Source organism: Streptomyces sp., assembly GCF_019510245.1.
Classification (GTDB): domain Bacteria; phylum Actinomycetota; class Actinomycetes; order Streptomycetales; family Streptomycetaceae; genus Streptomyces.
The window spans coordinates 20,891-39,056 of record NZ_JAEKKT010000048.1 but is presented as its reverse complement, the minus strand read 5'-3'; the positions used below and the strand labels follow the sequence as shown (position 1 = coordinate 39,056).

The following is an 18,166-nucleotide window of genomic DNA, read 5'->3' as shown; positions in this document are numbered from 1 at the left end:
CCGTGCTCCTCGGCGAAGGCCACGACCTCGTCCGCACCGCTCACCGGGTCCGGGGTGCCGGCCACCAGCGGGGCGCCGGCGCGCTGGGCGATGTGCCGGGCCGCGACCTTGTCGCCGAGGTCGCGGATCGCGGACGGCGGCGGGCCGATCCAGGTCAGGCCCGCGTCCAGGACCGCCTGCGCGAACTCGGCGTTCTCGGAGAGGAACCCGTAGCCCGGGTGGACGGCGTCCGCGCCTGCTTCGCGGGCGGCGTTGAGCACCTTCTGGATGTCCAGGTAGCTGGTGGCGGGGGTGTCACCGCCCAGGGCGAACGCCTCATCCGCGGCGCGGACATGCAGAGCGTCCCGGTCCGGGTCCGCGTAGACGGCCACGCTCGCGATCCCCGCGTCCCGGCAGGCCCGGGCCACGCGGACAGCGATTTCGCCACGGTTGGCGATGAGCACCTTGCGCACGATTGAGGCTCCCTCCTTGAAACAAGCCGAGTTTAGGGACTGCCGACACGGCACTTCGACCCGTCCCCAATGGTGACCTTGCCCACACGGAGCGTGATGCGAAGCTCACCCGACCCGCGAAATCCCTTGTCGCACCTCGGTACGCAGGACTCCTTCGGGAAACCCTAGCCCCGTCATGTGGCCAAGGTCTCTGTGAGAGCGTGCCGCGCCCCACTCCGTTTCTTTGTTGAGTCCCTACGAATGGCCCAACGTTTCTTTGCTACCGACCTGACCCTTGTCCCCGGGTTTACCCGTTAGTAGCGTTCGCGATGTCTTGAACGAACTTCAAGTAACACCGGTTCGGCCGGGGTCGGGGACGAAAGTGGGTGGGGACCGGTGGTGCGCAGACCGGTGGCGTTGGTCGTGGCGGTCATACTCTTCGCCGAGGCGTTGGGCATCGCGGCACTCAACTGGTTCATGGGAGTGGTCGTCGACCGTCAGGACATGTCCCTGGCCGGTCTCGACCCGGACCGGATGTCGGTGTCGGCGAAGGCCGGCGCCGTGGTGTTCGGCCTCTACTTCGCGCTGTGCGGCCTGGTGGCCCTGCTGGTCGCCATCCGCAACCGGCCGCCCGCCGGCCTCGGCCGGGTGCTGCTGATCAGTGTGGCGGTCGTGCACGCCCTCCTGGGCGCCGTGTCGTGGGGGCTGATCGGGTGGCGGGCGTTCCTGTTCATGGTGGTCGTCCTCGCGCTCGTCGTACTGCTGCTGATGACGTACGACCGGGTGGACGGCGCGGGCGGGTCCGGGGCGGAGGCCGACGGCGGGGACGAGGGCGGTTCCGGACCCGTGAGCGACGCGGAGGCAGAGCCGGCGCAGGCTCCGGGGGCGGAGGCGAAGAACGACACGCCGCCCGCCGGGCCGTTCACTCCGCCGGCGCCCACAACTCCGTGATGCCCACGCCGAGCTCCGCCAGGAGTCGGCGCACCAGGGGCAGGCTGATGCCGATCACGTTGCCGTGGTCGCCGTCGATGCCCTCCACGAACGGCGCGCTGCGGCCGTCCAGGGTGAACGCTCCCGCCACGTAGAGGGGTTCGCCGGTGGCGACGTACGCGGCGATCTCCTCGTCGGTGGGCTCGCCGAACCGTACGACCGTGGACGCGGTCGCCGACACCCAGCGCTTGCTCGCCGTGTCCCAGACGCAGTGGCCGGTCTGCAGGGTGCCGACCCGGCCGCGCATCGCCTTCCAGCGGGCGGTGGCCTCCTCGGCGTCGGCCGGCTTGCCCAGGGCCTGGCCGTCGAGGTCCAGCACGGAGTCGCAGCCGATGACGATCGCACCCTGGACGTCGGGACGGGCGGCGACGACGGACGCCTTCGCCTCCGCGAGGGCGAGGGCCAGGTCGGCGGGGGTGGGGGCGGTGACGGCGTCCTCGTCGACGCCGCTCACGATCACCTCGGGGGCGAGACCCGCCTGGCGCAGGAGGTTCAGCCGGGCGGGGGACTGGGAGGCGAGGACGAGTCTGCGCATGGGGGCAGCGTATCGGTGGGGGCCGACAGAGGGTCGCTCACCTCACGCCGAGCACGATCATCAGGACGACCATCACCAGGGCCAGGAAGATGCCGAGCCGCCGGAGGGTGTTCTGCATGTCCTGCAGGTCCTTCGGCGGCTCGTCTTCGGGGTCCGACCACAGCATGTCACCAGCGTGGGGCTTGGCCGACCCCGGGCGCCTGAGTAGGGGTACTCAGATTGGGGCCCGGGGTTCCGCTTCGGTGCGCGGTTCCTCCCCCGGCCTTCGGCCGGGGGTACCCCAGCGCCCCTGGGGCTGTGGCTCCTAGGCCGGCCAGTAGGTGCGGGTCCACGCGCTCTGGCTCGGTTGGGGGAGGCGTTGGCGGGCGATGCGGGACGGGTCGGACCAGGCGTCCTTCGTTCCCGGGGCGTGCTCGGGGACGGCCGCCGCAATCGCCGCTGCGCGGGCCCTGACGACCGCCAGGGCGGCGGCCAGTTCCTCCGGGGTCGGGTTGCCCCGTATGACCTTGATCGTCACAGCGGCTCCTTACAGGGGGATGTTGCCGTGCTTCTTCGGGGGCAGGGTCTCGCGCTTGGTGCGGAGCTGGCGCAGCCCCCGTACGACGTGGCGGCGGGTGTCCGACGGCATGATGACGGCGTCGACGTAGCCGCGTTCGGCTGCCGTGTAGGGGTTGAGGAGGGTGTCCTCGTACTCCCGGATGAGCTGCGCGCGGGTGGCCTCACCCTCTCCTGAGGCCTCGGCCTCCGCGATGGTGCGGCGGTGCAGGATGTTGACGGCGCCCTGGGCGCCCATGACGGCGATCTGGGCGGTGGGCCAGGCGAGGTTGAGGTCGGCGCCCAGGTGCTTGGAGCCCATGACGTCGTAGGCGCCGCCGAAGGCCTTGCGGGTGATGACGGTGATGAGCGGGACGGTGGCCTCGGCGTAAGCGTAGATCAGCTTGGCGCCGCGCCGGATGATGCCGTCGTGCTCCTGGTCGACGCCGGGCAGGAAGCCGGGGACGTCGACGAAGGTGAGGACCGGGACGTTGAAGGCGTCGCAGGTGCGGACGAAGCGGGAGGCCTTCTCGCTGGCCTTGATGTCCAGGCAGCCGGCGAACTGCATCGGCTGGTTGGCGACGATGCCGACCGGGTGCCCCTCCACGCGGCCGAAGCCGGTGACGATGTTCGGGGCGAACAGGGCCTGCGTCTCGAAGAACTCGCCGTCGTCGAGGACGTGTTCGATCACCGTGTGGATGTCGTACGGCTGGTTCGCGCTGTCCGGGACCAGGGTGTCCAGCTCGCGGTCCTCGTCGGTGACCGTGAGGTCGGCCTCCTCGGGGAAGACCGGGGCCTCGGAGAGGTTGTTGGACGGCAGGTACGACAGCAGCTGCTTGACGTACTCGACGGCGTCCTTCTCGTCGCCGGCCATGTGGTGGGCCACGCCGGAGACGGAGTTGTGGGTGCGGGCGCCGCCCAGCTCCTCGAAGCCGACGTCCTCGCCGGTGACCGTCTTGATGACGTCCGGGCCGGTGATGAACATGTGGGACGTCTGGTCGACCATGACCGTGAAGTCCGTGATGGCCGGGGAGTACACGGCGCCGCCCGCGCAGGGGCCGACGACGAGCGAGATCTGCGGGATCACGCCGCTCGCGTGGGTGTTGCGGCGGAAGATCTCGCCGTACGCGCCGAGGGAGGCGACCCCCTCCTGGATCCTGGCGCCGCCGGAGTCGTTGATGCCGATGACCGGGCAGCCGGTCTTCAGGGCGAAGTCCATGACCTTGACGATCTTCTGGCCGTACACCTCGCCGAGGGCGCCGCCGAAGACGGTGAAGTCCTGCGAGAAGACCGCGACGGGACGGCCGTCGACCGTGCCGTACCCGGTGACGACGCCGTCCCCGTAGGGGCGGTTCCGCTCCAGGCCGAAGTTGGTGGAGCGGTGCCGGGCGAACTCGTCCAGCTCGATGAAGGAGCCCTCGTCGAGGAGCAGCTCGATCCGCTCACGGGCCGTCAGCTTGCCCTTGGCGTGCTGCTTCTCGACGGCGCGCTCCGAACCGGCGTGTGTCGCTTCGTGGACACGGCGCTGGAGATCCGCGAGCTTCCCCGCGGTCGTGTGAATGTCGATCTCTTCCGGCTCGGACATCGGGATGCGGCTCCCTGCCTGCTCAAAAGGGGGGACGGTTACTCATCCGTAGCGTAGTGGGGTGCCTACCAAACGGCAGTGCGGCGTACAACACACCTAGGGTGGCTTGCATGACGCCCCGAGATGCAGCAGATGCGAACAACAATCGTTGGTCCGACCTGGACCGTCCACCGCTGAACGGGGCGGGGTTGCGCAGGGCCCTGGTACGGGACGGCGGCCACGGGGGTCTGTACTGCGACATCGAGGTCGTGGGCCGTACCGGCTCCACCAATTCGGATCTCGTGGCGCGGGCCGTCGCCGGGGACGCCGACGAGGGTGCGGTGCTGGTCGCCGAGGAGCAGACGGCGGGGCGGGGCCGGCTGGACCGGCAGTGGACGGCGCCGGCCCGCTCGGGCCTGTTCTTCTCGGTGCTGCTGAAGCCGGCCGAGGTGCCGGTGGCCCGCTGGGGCTGGCTGCCGCTGCTCACGGGGGTGGCGGTGGCGACGGGGCTGGCGCGGGGCGCGGGCGTCGACACGGCGCTCAAGTGGCCGAACGACCTCCTCGTCACCGTCGGTGACGAGGAGCGCAAGGCCGGTGGCATTCTCGCGGAGCGGGCAGGTGAGGACGGAGTGGTGGTCGGCGTCGGCATCAACGTCACGCTCCGCGCGGCGGAGCTGCCGGTGCCGCAGGCCGGTTCGCTGGCGCTGGCCGGGGCGGTGAGCACGGACCGGGAGACGCTGCTGAGGGCCGTCCTGCGGTCCCTGGAGGACTGGTACGGGCGCTGGCGCGCGGCGGGCGGCGATCCGGGCGTGAGCGGGCTCCAGGAGGCGTACGCGGCGGGCTGCGCGACGCTGGGGCGGTCGGTGCGGGCGGAACTGCCCGGAGACCGGTCGCTGGTGGGGGAGGCGGTGGCGATCGACGGCGACGGGCGACTGGTGATCGCCACGAAGGAGGGCGTGCAGGAGCCGGTGGGGGCGGGGGACATCGTGCATCTGCGGCCTGCGTGAGGGCTGGGGTGGGGGTGGGGACGCTTACCGGCGCCGGCAGGGTGGCTGTGAAGCGCCCCGTCAGGGGCGCGAGGACTGCGCGACCAGCCCCCACTCACCCGCACCCGAAAATCGACCCCTCACCACCCCGATGTCGGCTTACCTCACGAAGTGAGCTACCGCACAGCTGCCGTAGAGTTGAGGCCGGTCGGTATGCGACCGCGGTAGATCGGAAGGGCAGCAGGCGTGACCGTCGACGACACGGGCTCCGGCGAGGGCGCGGACGCCGCCGACTCCGGCGAGGACCCCCTCGCGCTGCGTCTCGAAGGCCTGATCCTAGGGGCCGAGCGCCGCTACACCCCCTTTCAGGCGGCCCGCAGCGCCGGCGTCTCCATGGAGCTGGCGTCGCGGTTCTGGCGGGCGATGGGCTTCGCGGACATCGGGCAGGCCAAGGCGCTGACGGAGGCCGACGTGCTGGCCCTGCGCCGCCTCGCCGGCCTCGTGGAGGCGGGGCTGCTCAGTGAGGCCATGGCCGTGCAGGTGGCGCGGTCCACGGGACAGACCACCGCCCGTCTGGCGGAGTGGCAGATGGATTCCTTCCTGGAGGGCCTGACCGAGCCGCCCGAGCCGGGCATGACGCGCACCGAGGTGACGTACCCGATCGTCGAACTGCTCCTGCCCGAGCTGGAGGAGTTCCTCGTCTACGTGTGGCGCCGCCAGCTCGCCGCGTCGGCCGGCCGGGTCGTGCAGGCCACCGACGACGAGGAGATGGTCGACCGCCGCCTCGCCGTCGGCTTCGCCGACCTCGTGGGGTTCACCCGGCTGACCCGGCGCATGGAGGAGGAGGAACTCGGCGAGCTGGTCGAGGCCTTCGAGACGACCGCCGCCGACCTGGTGGCGGCCCGCGGCGGCCGGCTCATCAAGACCCTCGGCGACGAGGTCCTGTACGTCGCCGACGACGCCGGTACCGCCGCCGACATCGCGCTGCGCCTGGTCGAGACCATGGCGAACGACGAGACGATGCCGGAGCTGCGGGTCGGCATGGCCTTCGGCACGGTGACCACCCGAATGGGCGATGTCTTCGGTACGACCGTGAACCTCGCCTCCCGCCTCACCTCGATAGCCCCGCGCGACGCCGTGCTCGTCGACAGCGCGTTCGCGGAGGAGCTGATCCGGGTCGGGGAGGCGCCGGCCTCGGAGGCGGCCGCCGCGGAGGAGGCGGCGACCGCCGAGAAGGAGGGCGAGGAGCCCCCGACGTACCGCTTCGCGCTCCAGCCGATGTGGCAGCGCCCGGTGCGTGGCCTCGGCGTCGTGGAGCCGTGGCTGCTCACCCGCCGGGACGGGGAGCCGTAGCCGCGAGCGGGTCCACGCACAGACCGACGACCGGCAGGCAGACCCCGATGCCGGGCTGATGGGCGCTGGGCGATGGCGTCGGGGTGGGCGAGGGGCTCGCGGCCGGTGGCGGCGGAGTGCTCGGCGGCCGGGCCGGGGCCGTCGGGATGGTGGTCGGCACCGTGCCGGTGCCGGGGCCGGGCAGCGCGGTGGGCGAGCCGGAGGCCGGCGACGCGGTGGCCGTAGCGGATGCGGTGGCCGTCGGGGCCGTGCTCTCGCCGCCTATGACGGTGGCCGCCGAGGGCGTCGCTCTGAGGAGCGTGCCGACGGTGGCGGCCGCGTTCGCGGAGCGGTCCGTGGCGGCGGCGGTCGGATCGAGGCGGGGCTCCGCCTCCGCCGTGCCGGGCGCGCCGACGCCGCCGCCGTCCGACGTGACCCGTACGAGGCTGAGCGTACCGGCGGCCAGCGCCAGCCCTCCGGCGGCGAACAGCAGCTTGCGGGGGCGGGGCTTGCGGTGTCGTCCCCGCCGACCGGCTGCCGACATTCCTGTCATGAGGTTCCCTCCCCGCTGCGCGCCCCCGATGCGCCGTGGCGAGCGCACGTTATGCGCTCCCGTGGGGCGTGCGCCGGGAGTCTCCCGGGATGTCACTCGAACGAGGGTGTTCGCGACCGGCCGGTGCCCCTTTCCTCCGGCCTGCCCCGGCTGCGATGATCGGGGAGTTAACAGGCGTTAACCCGTAGCCGGGTCGAGCGGAGGGTGACTGACATGAGCGAGGAGCGGTACGGGGAGTTCGTGCTGGTACGGCGGCACGGGCACGTCGCGGAACTCGTGCTGGACCGGCCCAAGGCGATGAACGCGGTGTCGACGGCGATGGCCCGCTCGATCATCGCCGCGTGCGCCGCGCTGGGCGCCGACGGGGACGCCCGGGTGGTCGTGCTGACCTCCTCGCACGAGCGGGCGTTCTGTGTCGGCGCCGACCTGAAGGAGCGCAACGCGATGAGCGACGCGGAGCTGCTCCGGTCACGGCCGCTGTCGCGCGGGGCGTACACCGGCGTGCTGGAGCTGCCGATGCCGACGATCGCCGCCGTGCACGGCTACGCGCTCGGCGGGGGCTTCGAACTGGCGCTGTCCTGCGACGTGATCGTGGCCGACGGCACGGCCGTGGTGGGCCTGCCGGAGGTGTCGGTGGGCGTGATCCCCGGTGGCGGCGGTACGCAGCTGCTGCCGCGCCGGGTGGGGGCGGCGCGGGCGGCCGAGCTGGTCTTCTCGGCGCGGCGGGTGGAGGCGCCGGAGGCGCGTGCGCTGGGCCTGGTCGACGAGCTGGTGGAGGCGGGGCGGGACGGCGAGGCGGCGCTGGAGCTGGCGGCGCGGATGGCGGCGAACTCGCCGGTGGGGCTGCGGGCGGCGAAGCGGGCGCTGCGGCTGGGGCACGGGCTCGACCTGCGGACGGGGCTGGAGGTCGAGGACGCGGCGTGGCGGACGGTGGCCTTCTCCGGGGACCGGGCGGAGGGCGTGGCGGCGTTCAACGAGAAGCGTCCGCCGGAGTGGCCGGGGGAGTGACGCGCGGGTGGGCCGGGGCGGGGGTGGGGACGCTTACCGGCGCCGGCAGGGTGCCTCCCCCACGCTCGGCTTCGCTCGCGCGGGGGGACGCGCATCGCCCACCCGTGCCGCCCTGGGGGCACCTCCCAGGCCCTCAAGGCACGGAGGGAGGCACGACTGCCCGCAGCTATGTCTTTGTCGTTTAGGGGCGCTGGGGGAGGAGCTGCGCGACCAGCCCCCACCGGGCCGCGGTCCGCAACGACGCACCCGCCCGGCAGCACCTGTTCGCCCCGCCAATGTCCCGAATAGAGCAAATCCTCCCTAACCTGGAGTAATGGGTGAGGACAACCGGCTGGCAGCCGTCGTCGCGCTGGCTCAGGGCATGGCCGCGGCTCACACCCCCCGTGAGTGCTGGCACGCCGCCGCGGCCGGCGCCTGCCGTGCGCTGGACGGCAGCTTCGCCGCGCTCTCCGTCTGGGAGCGCGAGCTCGGCCGGCTCCGGGTCCTCGTGAACGTCGGGGAGCGTGCCCCGGACGAGGAGGAGTTCCCGGAGGGCGAGGCCTACCCGGTGCACCAGTTCCCGGAGATCACCGAGTTCCTCCACGAGCGCTGGGCGGGCGGCGGCGGCCCCAACGCCTGGGTCGAGACGGCCGAGGGCCCCGCCGCCGGCCGCCCCGGTTACTCCCACCAGCGGGTCGCCGCCCTGCGCCGCCGGGGCCGCGGCTGCTGCCTGGTCGCCCCGATCGTGCTGCACGGCAGGGCGTGGGGCGAGCTGTACGTGGCCCGCGCCGTCCGCGCCCCCGTCTTCGGCCGCGCCGACGCCGACTTCGCCACCGTCCTCGCCTCCGTCGTCGCCGCCGGGATCGCGCAGACCGAGCGGCTGGAGGAGGCGCGCATGCTCGCCTTCACCGACGCCCTCACCGGGCTCGCCAACCGCCGTGCCGTCGACGTACGGCTCGACGAGGCGATCGAGCAGCACCGCGCGGAAGGGGTCGTGGTCAGCCTCGCCGTCTGCGATCTCAACGGGTTGAAGAAGGTCAACGACACCCGCGGGCACGCCGTCGGCGACCGTCTCCTGGAACGCTTCGGCTCGGTGCTGTCGCTGTGCGGGGCGATGCTTCCGGGCGCGCTGGCCGCGCGGCTCGGCGGGGACGAGTTCTGTCTGCTCGCGGTCGGCCCACCGGCCGACGACGTGGTCAAGGCGGCCGGCGAACTCTGCCGCCGGGCAGGGGAGTTGGAGCTGGGCGAGGGGGTGGCGTGCGGGGTCGCCTCGACCGCCGACCCGATCGGGCCGGTGCACTCGGGACGGCGGCTGTTCCGGCTCGCCGACGCGGCCCAGTACCGGGCCAAGGCGCTGCGCGCCGAGCGGCCGGTGGTGGCCGGGCGGGAGGGGCCCGACGACCCCGTGGTGCGGCTGGCCGACGCGCCGCCGCCGGAGCGGGCCGAGCGCCGGAGCTTCCGCGGCCGCCGGGGGCTGTGAGGTCCGGACTGTGATGTACAAGTAAGGGGCAACCCCGTGCCCCAGTAGTGACAGCGCCCGCATTCACTGCGTACGCTCCTGAATATGGATATGCACACTGTGGTGGTGGGGACGTCCGGTGTCACCGCGTCCGACGTTCTCGCCGTGGCGCGCGGCGGCGCCCGGATCGAACTCTCCGCGGAGGCGGTCGCGGCGCTCGCGGCGGCCCGCGAGATCGTGGACGCACTGGCGGCCAAGCCGGACCCGGTCTACGGCGTCAGCACCGGCTTCGGGGCCCTGGCGACCCGGCACATCAGCCCGGAGCTGCGCGCCCAGTTGCAGCGCAACATCGTCCGCTCGCACGCGGCCGGCATGGGGCCGCGGGTGGAGCGCGAGGTCGTACGGGCCCTGATGTTCCTGCGGCTGAAGACCGTCTGCTCCGGACACACCGGTGTGCGTCCCGAGGTCGCGCAGACCATGGCCGACGTGCTGAACGCCGGTATCACCCCGGTCGTGCACGAGTACGGTTCCCTGGGCTGCTCCGGGGACCTCGCCCCGCTCTCGCACTGCGCCCTCACGCTCATGGGCGAGGGGGACGCCGAAGGCCCCGACGGGGTGGTACGGCCCGCCGGTGAGCTGCTCGCCGAGCACGGGATCGCCCCCGTCGAACTGCGCGAGAAGGAAGGCCTGGCCCTCCTCAACGGCACCGACGGCATGCTCGGCATGCTGGTCATGGCCCTCGCCGACCTCGACATGCTCTACAAGTCGGCCGACGTCACGGCCGCGTTGAGCCTCGAGGCGCTGCTCGGTACGGACAAGGTGCTCGCGCCGGAGCTGCACGCCATCCGGCCGCACCCGGGACAGGGCGACAGCGCCGCCAACATGCTCGCGGTGCTCCAGGGTTCCCAGCTCACCGGGCACCACCAGGACGACGCGCCGCGTGTCCAGGACGCGTACTCGGTGCGGTGTGCCCCGCAGGTCGCCGGGGCCGGACGGGACACGCTCGCGCATGCGCGGCTGGTGGCCGAGCGGGAGCTGGCGTCGGCGGTCGACAACCCGGTGGTACTGCCCGACGGCCGGGTCGAGTCCAACGGCAACTTCCACGGCGCGCCGGTCGCCTACGTCCTCGACTTCCTCGCCATCGCGGTGGCCGACCTCGGGTCCATCGCCGAGCGGCGGACGGACCGGCTGCTGGACAAGAACCGCAGCCACGGGCTGCCGCCGTTCCTGGCGGACGACGCGGGCGTGGACTCGGGGCTGATGATCGCGCAGTACACGCAGGCGGCGCTGGTCAGCGAGTTGAAGCGGCTGGCCGTTCCGGCGTCGGCCGACTCGATCCCGTCCTCGGCGATGCAGGAGGACCACGTGTCGATGGGGTGGTCGGCCGCGCGCAAGCTGCGGACGGCCGTGGGCAACCTGACGCGGATCATCGCCGTGGAGCTGTATGCGGCCACCCGGGCCGTCGAGTTGCGGGAGGGCCTGGCGCCGGCGCCGGCGTCCCGGGCCGTGATCGAGGCGGTGCGCTCCGCGGGGGTGCAGGGGCCCGGGCCCGACCGGTTCCTGTCTCCCGACCTCGCTGCGGCGGAGGAGTTCGTGCGGAGCGGGGGCGTTGTCGCGGCCGCGGAGAAGGTGACGGGGGCGTTGCGGTAATCGTTCGGCCGCCGGTGCCTGGCGGGTTGGTCGCGCAGTTCCGCCCCCGGCCTTCGGCCGGGGGCACCCCCAGCGCTCCTTGGTTTCTTCCCGCGCCCCTTCCCGAAGGGGCGCGGGGAGTTCGCGTCCTACTTCAGCTTGGCCGACTGGGCCTTGATCACCGCCGGTGGGACCGTGTACGTCTTGCCGGTCATCATCGCGCCGATGTTCATCGTGAAGTACGTGGCGACCGTGTTGCCGTAGCGGACCACCTCCGCGTGGAGCGGGCCCTTGTCGCCGTCCATGTCGGTGGTGGCGGTGAAGGCTATCGACTCGTCGCCCGATCCCGACGCCTTGGCCGGCGTGACCTCCGTGACCTTCTGTTCGTCGTCGGAGGTGCCGCCCGTGAAGCCCGTGGTGCAGTTCTGGAGGGCGGCCGAGAGGGCCCGCAGGGCCTGCCGCGCGCCGTCGCCGTCGTACGACGACAGGTCGAGGGAGGTGATGTCGAGGTTCAGGGAGTCCTTGAGCGCGCTCTCGAACCTGCCGTCGGCCATGGCGTCGAGGGAGGTCGCGTCGTCGGTCGGGTCCTTCTTGTCCTCGCGTACCGTGCGGCCGATCTCGGACGCCGGGTCGGCCGGGGCGAGACCGGTGAGGACGTAGGCGAGCGGGCGGCACCTGTCGTCGCTGGACCTGACGGTGCTCCGGGTCGCGGCCTCGCCGATCGCGTTGACCTTGTAGCCGTCCACCTCGCCCCGCGCGAGGATCCGCTGCTTCAACTGCGCGGCGCTCAGTGCCTTGACGGCCGACGCCTTGCGCGCGGTGCCCGGGGCGTCCGTGGAACTCCCGTCGGAGCAGCCCGTGATGAGGGCGAGGGACAGCGCGCCGCCGACGGCGAGGGCGCAGGTCCGCGCGCCCTGTGATCTCTTCATGGGAGGACTGTGAGTCCCCGGTCAAAGAGTGGTCAAGTTGTTTAGAACTCCAGGCGTTCCCGGCGGACCGAATAGACCACGAAGCCCGCGCCGACGGCGAGGAAGAGGGTGCCGCCGATGACGTACGGCGTGGTGTCCGGGCTGCCGGTGTCGGCGAGGCCGGTGGCGTCCCCGGTCGCCTCGGACGTGGCCTCGGACAGCGCCCTCGCCTGCTGGGTGACCCGGGTCGCCGTACTCTCCGACGTGCCGGTTCTCGCCTGGGCGTCCTGCGACGCGTGGGCGGACGGAACGAACCACAGCGCGCACAGGAGCGTGCCTGCGGCGGTGGCGGTCAGCAACGGGCGGCGAGCGGATGACACGGAATATCGATCCCCTTGTGACGCTGGCGAATTGGCCGTGTGGGCAGATGTTAGTGAAAATCGCGGGTCACGGGAAAGTCACGGGAGGTTTCGGTCGTACGCTCCCGCCATGAGCACTCCAGAGACATCACGTTTTGTGCGGCTTCGGGTTGAGTTGGTCCTCGAGGTGGAGGACACCGGCGGACTCACCAAGGCCGCGCTGCGCCGGATCGCCCAGGATCCCGACCTGCCCGGCGAGGAGCGGACCCAGGCCGAGGCCGCTGTGACGGAAGACACCGCCGAGGCGCTCGCCTATCTCGTGGATCCGTTCGACCTGGTCAGCGAGGTGCCCGGGGTCGAACTCCAGCAGGCTTCCTGGTCCAGCGAGCGGATTTCCTACGATCCCGATTCGCCGGACTGGGATCTCGACGAGGATGATGGCGACGGCGACGACGAAGAGGGCGGCATCGACTGAGCGATCCGGGGAACCGGACCCCGGGCGGCAACCGCCGCCCGGGGTTTCGTCGTCCCAAGGGGGTGTGCGGCCGGTCCCTCCCGCACCGGCCGCCCCTGTGGGCGTGTTGTGCCCCACAGATCCGAAGAATGCGGAACGGGACGACGCGGCCGCAGCGTTGGGATTTCCTGACGGGGACTCTCAGTGTGTTCGCGGACTCGGCAACGATGGAGAAGCGTGTGATGACGGACAGTAAGCGGCGCAAGGGCCTGGTGGCCGCGTCCGCACTGCTCGGCGGTGTACTGGTGCTCACGGCGTGTTCCGGCGGCGACGACAAGGCGTCCGGCGGCGGCCAGAGCTCACAGGCCCAGGCGGACGAGGCCGCGGCCCAGAAGTCGTCGAAGGCCGACATCACCATCACGCCCAAGGACGGCTCGGCCAACGCGTCGATCAACAACTCCGCGGCCGTCACCGTCAGCAAGGGCACGCTCACCGGCGTCACCATGACCACCGCCGACGGCACCGCGGTCGCCGGCGCGCTGTCCGCGGACAAGACCAGCTGGAAGCCCTCCGCCCAGCTGGAGCGGTCCACCACCTACAAGGTCGCCGCCGAGGCCAAGGACTCCGCCGGCCTGGTCGCGCACGAGAACGCCTCGTTCACCACGGTCTCCCCGGCCAACAGCTTCATAGGCACCTTCACCCCCGAGGACGGCTCGACCGTCGGCGTCGGCATGCCCGTGTCGATCAACTTCGACAAGCAGATAGCCAACAAGGCCGCCGTCCAGAAGGGCATCACGGTCACCTCCAGCAGTGGCCAGGAGGTCGCCTGCCACTGGTTCTCCACCCAGCGCATGGACTGCCGCCCCGAGGACTACTGGAAGGAGAACTCCACCGTCACGCTGAAGCTGGCGCTCGACGGTGTCGAGGGCGCCTCCGGTGTCTACGGCGTCCAGCAGAAGACGGTCACCTTCCACATCGGCCGCAACCAGGTCTCCTACGTCGACGCCCAGACCAAGGAGATGAAGGTCACCCAGGACGGCAAGACCGTCAAGACCATCCCGATCTCCGCCGGTTCGCCCGACAACAAGACGTACAACGGCGTCATGGTGATGTCCGAGAAGTTCAAGGAGACGCGCATGAACGGCGCGACCGTGGGCTTCACCGACAGCGACGGCAAGGGCGAGTACGACATCAAGGACGTGCCGCACGCCATCCGCCTCACCAGCTCCGGCACCTTCCTGCACGGCAACTACTGGGGCGCCAAGTCCATCTTCGGTGCCGTGAACACCAGCCACGGCTGCGTGGGCCTGTCCGACACCAAGGGCGCCAACGACACCAGCACGCCGGCCTACTGGATGTACAGCCACTCGATCATCGGTGACGTCGTGGTCATCTCCCACACCGGCGACAAGACCGTGGCCCCCGACAACGGCCTCAACGGCTGGAACATGAACTGGGCCGACTGGAAGGCCGGTTCGGCCGTCTGAGTCGCCCGAGACCTGTAGGGAGGGCGGCCGTCCCGCGGGGGACGGCCGCCCTCGGCGTGCGCGGGAACTACTCGGCCGGTGCGTCGAACCAGCCGCGGCGCTGGGCCTCGGCGCCCGCGGCGAAGCGGGTCTCGGCGGCGAGTTCCTCCATGAACTCGCTGATCCGGCGGCGCACCGTGCGCGGGGTGAGCCCGAGGCGCCGGGCGATCGCCTCGTCCTTGAGGCCCTGCCGCATCAGCGCCGCGATCTCGTGGCGCTGTCCCTCCCGGTCCCCGTTGCCGGAGGAGCCGGAGAGCGTGAGCGGCCGGGCCTCGCGCCACAGCAGCTCGAAGTAGTGGCGCAGCGCGTCCACGGCGACCGGCGAGGTCAGGTGCAGGGCCGCGCTGGAGCCGGTCGGGGTGAGCGCGAGCAGGGCCTGGGCGCCGTCGGTGACCTTCAGCTTCATCTGCAGCCGCGGCAACAGCCGTATCTCCTCGCCGGCCGCGGCGCAGCGCTCGATGATCCCGGCGCCCACGGGATCGCTCAGGAAGGCGGCCTCGTAGATGCTGCGGTGCCGTACGCCCCGGGCGATGGAGGCGGCCGTGGGCGGCTGCGCGGAGCCCTCCGACAGGGGCAGGTCGTAGCGGAACGTCTCCAGCGTCAGGTGCTCCGCCGTGGCCGCCGTGCCGATGGTGTTGGACAGGGCCGCGATGTCGTCGGAGTCGGTGAGCACCCGGGCGAGCCGGTGCGAGGTGGCCTCCTGGGCCTGCCGGTGCGCGAGCCGGCGGATGTGCGCGGCCTCGCGCTGGGAGCGGGCGACGATGTCGTACTGGGCGTTGAGTTCGTGCTGTTTGTGGGCCAGCGCCGCTTCCAGGGCCGGTACCGGGGCCGCCGCCGCGAGGATCGGCGGGTCGTGCGGCAGGACGTGCGCGAGACCCAGATCCAGCAGGCGACCGGCGCTTCCCTGGCCGCCGAGCCGCCGGTCGGCCTCCGCCAATGGAACCGGACCGTCCGTTTCGGCCAGGGTCCGGTAGCTCGCGGCGATGTCCGAACCCGTGAGCGCCGTCAGGGTGCTGACGGTCTGGTCGAGTAACTCCGAGGCCGTGGTGGAGAAGCCGCCCGATCTGTCAATGAGTCGCGCGTCTCCGGGTGGCCTGCTGTCCACATCTTCCTCCCCGTTTGCTTCATTGAATTCTGTACGTCCGGGTAGGGTCCGCACCGACCTCCCGAATCTGCCGGATGGTAGTGCGAAATGCCGGACGGGCGTTGTCCTCGCAGGTCGGTGCGGTGCGGCCGGCGGGCCGGCGGCCGCACCCCCGGACCGGAAGCCCGGCGTCCGGGCGGCGCCCGAGCGGGTGGGCAGGGGCCCGCGGGCCGGGAGGTGGCCGCTTGTGTCCAATCGGCCACAACTTCCCCTGGCCATCGAAGGCCGGCGCCCTGTGGACTCGCCACTGCGCAGAAGTCCGTGTGAACGCGTGTGAACACACGACGGGGGATGTCCGAGTATGTACAGCAGCCGCATGATCGTGGCCGAAAGTGCACCGAAGGCGGCGCCGCTGCGGTCGCCCGGCACTGATCTCCAGTGTCTTCGATACTGCCCATCCATGTGACGTCTTCTCACGCGAGGCCCCGGTCCTCGCGTATGCGAACTCCTCGCGAATGTGAACCGCCGCGCCTCCCTCCGCACCGGTGACCGATGACCTGCCGTCAGGCGGCCGGCCGTCCGGGCGAGGGCCACCGGCCGTGGACCGCTGATGTTCCCGGCTGCCTCAGCGCCCGTCTTTCCACATGTGGACGCCAACGGAGACACGACCATGACCAGCACGTCATCGCTTCGCCCTGTCCGCACGGCGGACGAAGAGCTGTGGCCGGCCTTGCGCAAGGCCGGTTCCGCAGGGATCTCGCCCGCGGCCTCGAAGGGCCTGAGGGCGCTCCTCGACCGGCCCGCGGAGGCGGTCGTGGCCGTCGACTTCGACGGCACCCTCGCCCCGATCGTCACCGACCCCGCAACCGCCCGCCCGCTGCCGCAGGCCCTCGCGGCCCTCGTCACCCTCGCCCGGCACGGGATGCGCGTGGTGATCGCGACCGGCCGTCCGGCCGGTTACGTGGTGGCCGCGGCCGCCCTGCGCACCGGTACCGGCGCACCCCGGATCACGGTGCTCGGCCACTACGGCCTCCAGCGCTGGGACTCGGCGACGGGCCGGCTGCGCACCCCCGCACCGCACCCGGCGATCGACCGGCTGCGCCGGCGGCTGCCCCCGCTGCTGGCCCGGCACGGCGCCGGCGCCCGTGTCGAGGACAAGGAGCACAGCATCGGCGTGCACACCCGCGGCTGTCCGGACCCCGGCGCCGCCCTGCGGCTGCTGGAACCCCCGGTCCGGGCGCTGGCCGACGACCTCGGGCTGCGGGTGGAGGCGGGCCGCCTGGTCCTGGAGGTACGGCCGCACGGCGTCGACAAGGCCACGGCCCTGACCGGCTTCCTCGCCGAACGGCCCGCGCACGCCGTGCTGTACGCCGGTGACGACCTCGCCGACCTCCCGGTCCTGCGGCTGCTGACCGGACGCCGGGCACAGGGTCTGCCCGCCGTCACCGTCTACAGCGCGCCCGCCCTTCCCGCCGAGGCCGTCCCGGAGCTGCGGGACCACTGCGACCTGCGGGTGCCCGGTCCCGCCGGGGTGGCCGCACTGCTCGCCGTCCTCGGCCGAGGGCTCGTGGACCGCCGGCCATGACCACTTCCCCACCCCCCACCCGGCCGGACCCGGTGCCGGCCCAGGTGCAGAGCGTGCCGGTCGCCGCACTGGCGCCCGCCGACTCGCCCCGGTCCGAGGACGTGGACCTGGCCTACGCCAGATCCCTCATGGAGATCGGCGAACTGCCCCCGATCCTGGTGAACCGCCGCACCCTGCGGGTCGTCGACGGCATGCACCGGCTCACCGCGGCGGTGCTGGCCGGCCGCCCCGAGATCGAGGTGCGGTTCTTCGACGGCGACGAGCGGGAGACGTTCGTGGCCTCCGTGCGGGCGAACCTGCACCACGGGCGGCGGCTCAACCAGCAGGAGCGTTCCGCGGCCGCCCGCCGCGTCCTGGCTGCCTACCCGGAGTGGTCGAACCGCGCGATCGCGCAGGCCACCGGGCTGTCCACGAAGACCGTCGCGACCCTGCGGACGCGTTCATCCGGGGACGGGCCCCAGTTGAACACCCGGGTGGGACGGGACGGCCGGGCCCGTCCCGTGGACCCCTCCGCGGGACGGGAACGCGCCGCCGCGTATCTGCGCGCGCATCCGGACGCGTCACTGCGCCGGATCGCCTCCGCCGCCGGTGTGTCGGTGGGCACCGCCCGGGACGTGCGGGCACGGGTGGAGCGGGGCGAGGACCCGGTCCCGGCGCGGCGGACCGCCGCGTCCGGGGAACCCGCGCCGCTGGCCGCGGTCGCTCCCGCCGACGTCCCGGCCCGCCCGGCCCTGCGCCGCGTCCTCGTCAAGGACCCGCTCGCCGCGCTCGCCCGCGATCCGTCGATCCGCTTCTCGGACCCCGGCCGGCTCCTGCTGCGGATGCTCGACAACCGTGCGCTCCTCGGCGCCGAGGGCGCCCTGCTGGCGGACGCCGTGCCCGGCCACTGCCGAGCCGCGCTGATCGCCGCCGTCCACCAGCACATCGACCTGTGGCTGGCCTTCGCCGGCCTCCTCGAACAGACCGGCTGACCCTCCTCACCCCGTCAGGGCGGCCCGCAGACTCCTGCGGGCCGCCCTTCTCCGTCACCTGAGAGGGTGCGGCGCGGGCCCGGGTGCCCGTCGTGCGGAGGCCGTCGTGGGCCGGCCGTCTTTGCCGCCGGGGCTGTGCCGTGGGCCGCCCGGCCGTGCCGTCACCCGTGCTGTGCCGCCGGGGTTGTGCCGTGGGCCGCCCGGCCGTGCCGTCACCCGTGCTGTGCCGCCGGGGTTGTGCCGTGGGCCGCCCGGCCGTGCCGTCACCCGTGCTGTGCC

The 18,166-nt window shown here is 72.5% G+C and carries 19 protein-coding genes; 10 read left to right on the top strand and 9 right to left on the bottom strand.

The annotated features are described in order from the left end of the window. Nucleotides 1-452, bottom strand: a 452-nt coding sequence (locus tag JF597_RS01820; protein ID WP_293987632.1) for a biotin carboxylase N-terminal domain-containing protein, incomplete at its 3' end; no start/stop codon positions are given. A 375-nt stretch (nucleotides 453-827) separates the two neighbouring features. On the opposite strand from JF597_RS01820, the gene JF597_RS01815 reads away from it, so the two are divergent. Beyond that, nucleotides 828-1,382: a hypothetical protein gene (locus JF597_RS01815; protein ID WP_293987629.1), complete on the top strand. Its 555-nt coding sequence runs from the start codon at nucleotides 828-830 to the stop codon at nucleotides 1,380-1,382. Here JF597_RS01815 and JF597_RS01810 read toward each other — a convergent pair. The 4 genes from JF597_RS01810 to JF597_RS01795 form a co-directional block, all read right to left on the bottom strand. Beyond that, nucleotides 1,354-1,956, bottom strand: a complete 603-nt coding sequence (locus JF597_RS01810) for a nucleoside triphosphate pyrophosphatase (protein ID WP_293987627.1) — start codon at nucleotides 1,954-1,956, stop codon at nucleotides 1,354-1,356. The genes JF597_RS01815 and JF597_RS01810 overlap by 29 nt on opposite strands. Before the next feature lie 37 nt (nucleotides 1,957-1,993). Further along, on the bottom strand, nucleotides 1,994-2,122 hold the full coding sequence (locus JF597_RS01805; RefSeq protein ID WP_089099171.1) for a morphogenic membrane protein MmpB: 129 nt from the start codon (nucleotides 2,120-2,122) through the stop codon (nucleotides 1,994-1,996). A gap of 138 nt (nucleotides 2,123-2,260) precedes the next feature. Beyond that, nucleotides 2,261-2,473 (bottom strand): acyl-CoA carboxylase epsilon subunit, encoded by a 213-nt coding sequence (locus JF597_RS01800; RefSeq protein WP_293987620.1) that lies wholly within the window; start codon nucleotides 2,471-2,473, stop codon nucleotides 2,261-2,263. Between the two features lie 9 nt (nucleotides 2,474-2,482). Further along, nucleotides 2,483-4,075, bottom strand: coding sequence for an acyl-CoA carboxylase subunit beta (locus JF597_RS01795; RefSeq protein ID WP_293987618.1), 1,593 nt, complete (start codon nucleotides 4,073-4,075; stop codon nucleotides 2,483-2,485). A gap of 110 nt (nucleotides 4,076-4,185) precedes the next feature. Here JF597_RS01795 and JF597_RS01790 point away from each other — a divergent pair, with 110 nt between their 5' ends. Then, nucleotides 4,186-5,061, top strand: a complete 876-nt coding sequence (locus tag JF597_RS01790) for a biotin--[acetyl-CoA-carboxylase] ligase (RefSeq protein ID WP_293987616.1) — start codon at nucleotides 4,186-4,188, stop codon at nucleotides 5,059-5,061. 225 nt (nucleotides 5,062-5,286) lie between these two features. Next, complete coding sequence (locus JF597_RS01785; RefSeq protein WP_293987613.1) at nucleotides 5,287-6,393, top strand: adenylate/guanylate cyclase domain-containing protein; 1,107 nt, start codon at nucleotides 5,287-5,289, stop codon at nucleotides 6,391-6,393. Here the strand turns inward: JF597_RS01785 and JF597_RS01780 are convergent. After that, entirely contained in the window at nucleotides 6,368-6,925 is a 558-nt protein-coding gene (locus JF597_RS01780; protein ID WP_293987610.1) for a hypothetical protein, read from the bottom strand. The two genes, JF597_RS01785 and JF597_RS01780, sit on opposite strands and share 26 nt — an antisense overlap. 213 nt (nucleotides 6,926-7,138) lie before the next feature. On the opposite strand from JF597_RS01780, the gene JF597_RS01775 reads away from it, so the two are divergent. The 3 genes from JF597_RS01775 (at nucleotide 7,139) to hutH (ending at nucleotide 11,021) form a co-directional block, all read left to right on the top strand. Next, nucleotides 7,139-7,933: an enoyl-CoA hydratase-related protein gene (locus JF597_RS01775; protein ID WP_293987607.1), complete on the top strand. Its 795-nt coding sequence runs from the start codon at nucleotides 7,139-7,141 to the stop codon at nucleotides 7,931-7,933. A gap of 313 nt (nucleotides 7,934-8,246) precedes the next feature. Continuing rightward, nucleotides 8,247-9,392, top strand: a complete 1,146-nt coding sequence (locus JF597_RS01770) for a sensor domain-containing diguanylate cyclase (RefSeq protein WP_293987605.1) — start codon at nucleotides 8,247-8,249, stop codon at nucleotides 9,390-9,392. A gap of 90 nt (nucleotides 9,393-9,482) precedes the next feature. Next, on the top strand, nucleotides 9,483-11,021 hold the full coding sequence (gene hutH / locus JF597_RS01765; RefSeq protein WP_293987636.1) for a histidine ammonia-lyase: 1,539 nt from the start codon (nucleotides 9,483-9,485) through the stop codon (nucleotides 11,019-11,021). Between the two features lie 128 nt (nucleotides 11,022-11,149). Here hutH and JF597_RS01760 read toward each other — a convergent pair whose 3' ends face one another. Beyond that, nucleotides 11,150-11,929: a hypothetical protein gene (locus JF597_RS01760; protein ID WP_293987602.1), complete on the bottom strand. Its 780-nt coding sequence runs from the start codon at nucleotides 11,927-11,929 to the stop codon at nucleotides 11,150-11,152. A 41-nt stretch (nucleotides 11,930-11,970) separates the two neighbouring features. After that, nucleotides 11,971-12,288: a hypothetical protein gene (locus JF597_RS01755; protein ID WP_293987600.1), complete on the bottom strand. Its 318-nt coding sequence runs from the start codon at nucleotides 12,286-12,288 to the stop codon at nucleotides 11,971-11,973. Nucleotides 12,289-12,397: 109 nt separating this feature from the next. Between JF597_RS01755 and JF597_RS01750 the strand changes: the two genes are divergently transcribed. Then, nucleotides 12,398-12,742: a hypothetical protein gene (locus tag JF597_RS01750; RefSeq protein WP_293987598.1), complete on the top strand. Its 345-nt coding sequence runs from the start codon at nucleotides 12,398-12,400 to the stop codon at nucleotides 12,740-12,742. 221 nt (nucleotides 12,743-12,963) lie between these two features. Next, on the top strand, nucleotides 12,964-14,208 hold the full coding sequence (locus JF597_RS01745) for an Ig-like domain-containing protein (protein ID WP_293987595.1): 1,245 nt from the start codon (nucleotides 12,964-12,966) through the stop codon (nucleotides 14,206-14,208). A 67-nt stretch (nucleotides 14,209-14,275) separates the two neighbouring features. Here JF597_RS01745 and JF597_RS01740 read toward each other — a convergent pair whose 3' ends face one another. Next, nucleotides 14,276-15,352: a helix-turn-helix domain-containing protein gene (locus tag JF597_RS01740; RefSeq protein ID WP_293987593.1), complete on the bottom strand. Its 1,077-nt coding sequence runs from the start codon at nucleotides 15,350-15,352 to the stop codon at nucleotides 14,276-14,278. 649 nt (nucleotides 15,353-16,001) lie between these two features. Here JF597_RS01740 and otsB point away from each other — a divergent pair. Both otsB and JF597_RS01730 read left to right on the top strand, forming a co-directional pair. After that, nucleotides 16,002-16,916, top strand: a complete 915-nt coding sequence (gene otsB, locus JF597_RS01735) for a trehalose-phosphatase (RefSeq protein WP_293987590.1) — start codon at nucleotides 16,002-16,004, stop codon at nucleotides 16,914-16,916. Further along, complete coding sequence (locus JF597_RS01730; protein ID WP_293987587.1) at nucleotides 16,913-17,887, top strand: ParB/RepB/Spo0J family partition protein; 975 nt, start codon at nucleotides 16,913-16,915, stop codon at nucleotides 17,885-17,887. Before otsB ends, JF597_RS01730 begins: the two co-directional genes overlap by 4 nt. Nucleotides 17,888-18,166: the final 279 nt, after the last annotated feature.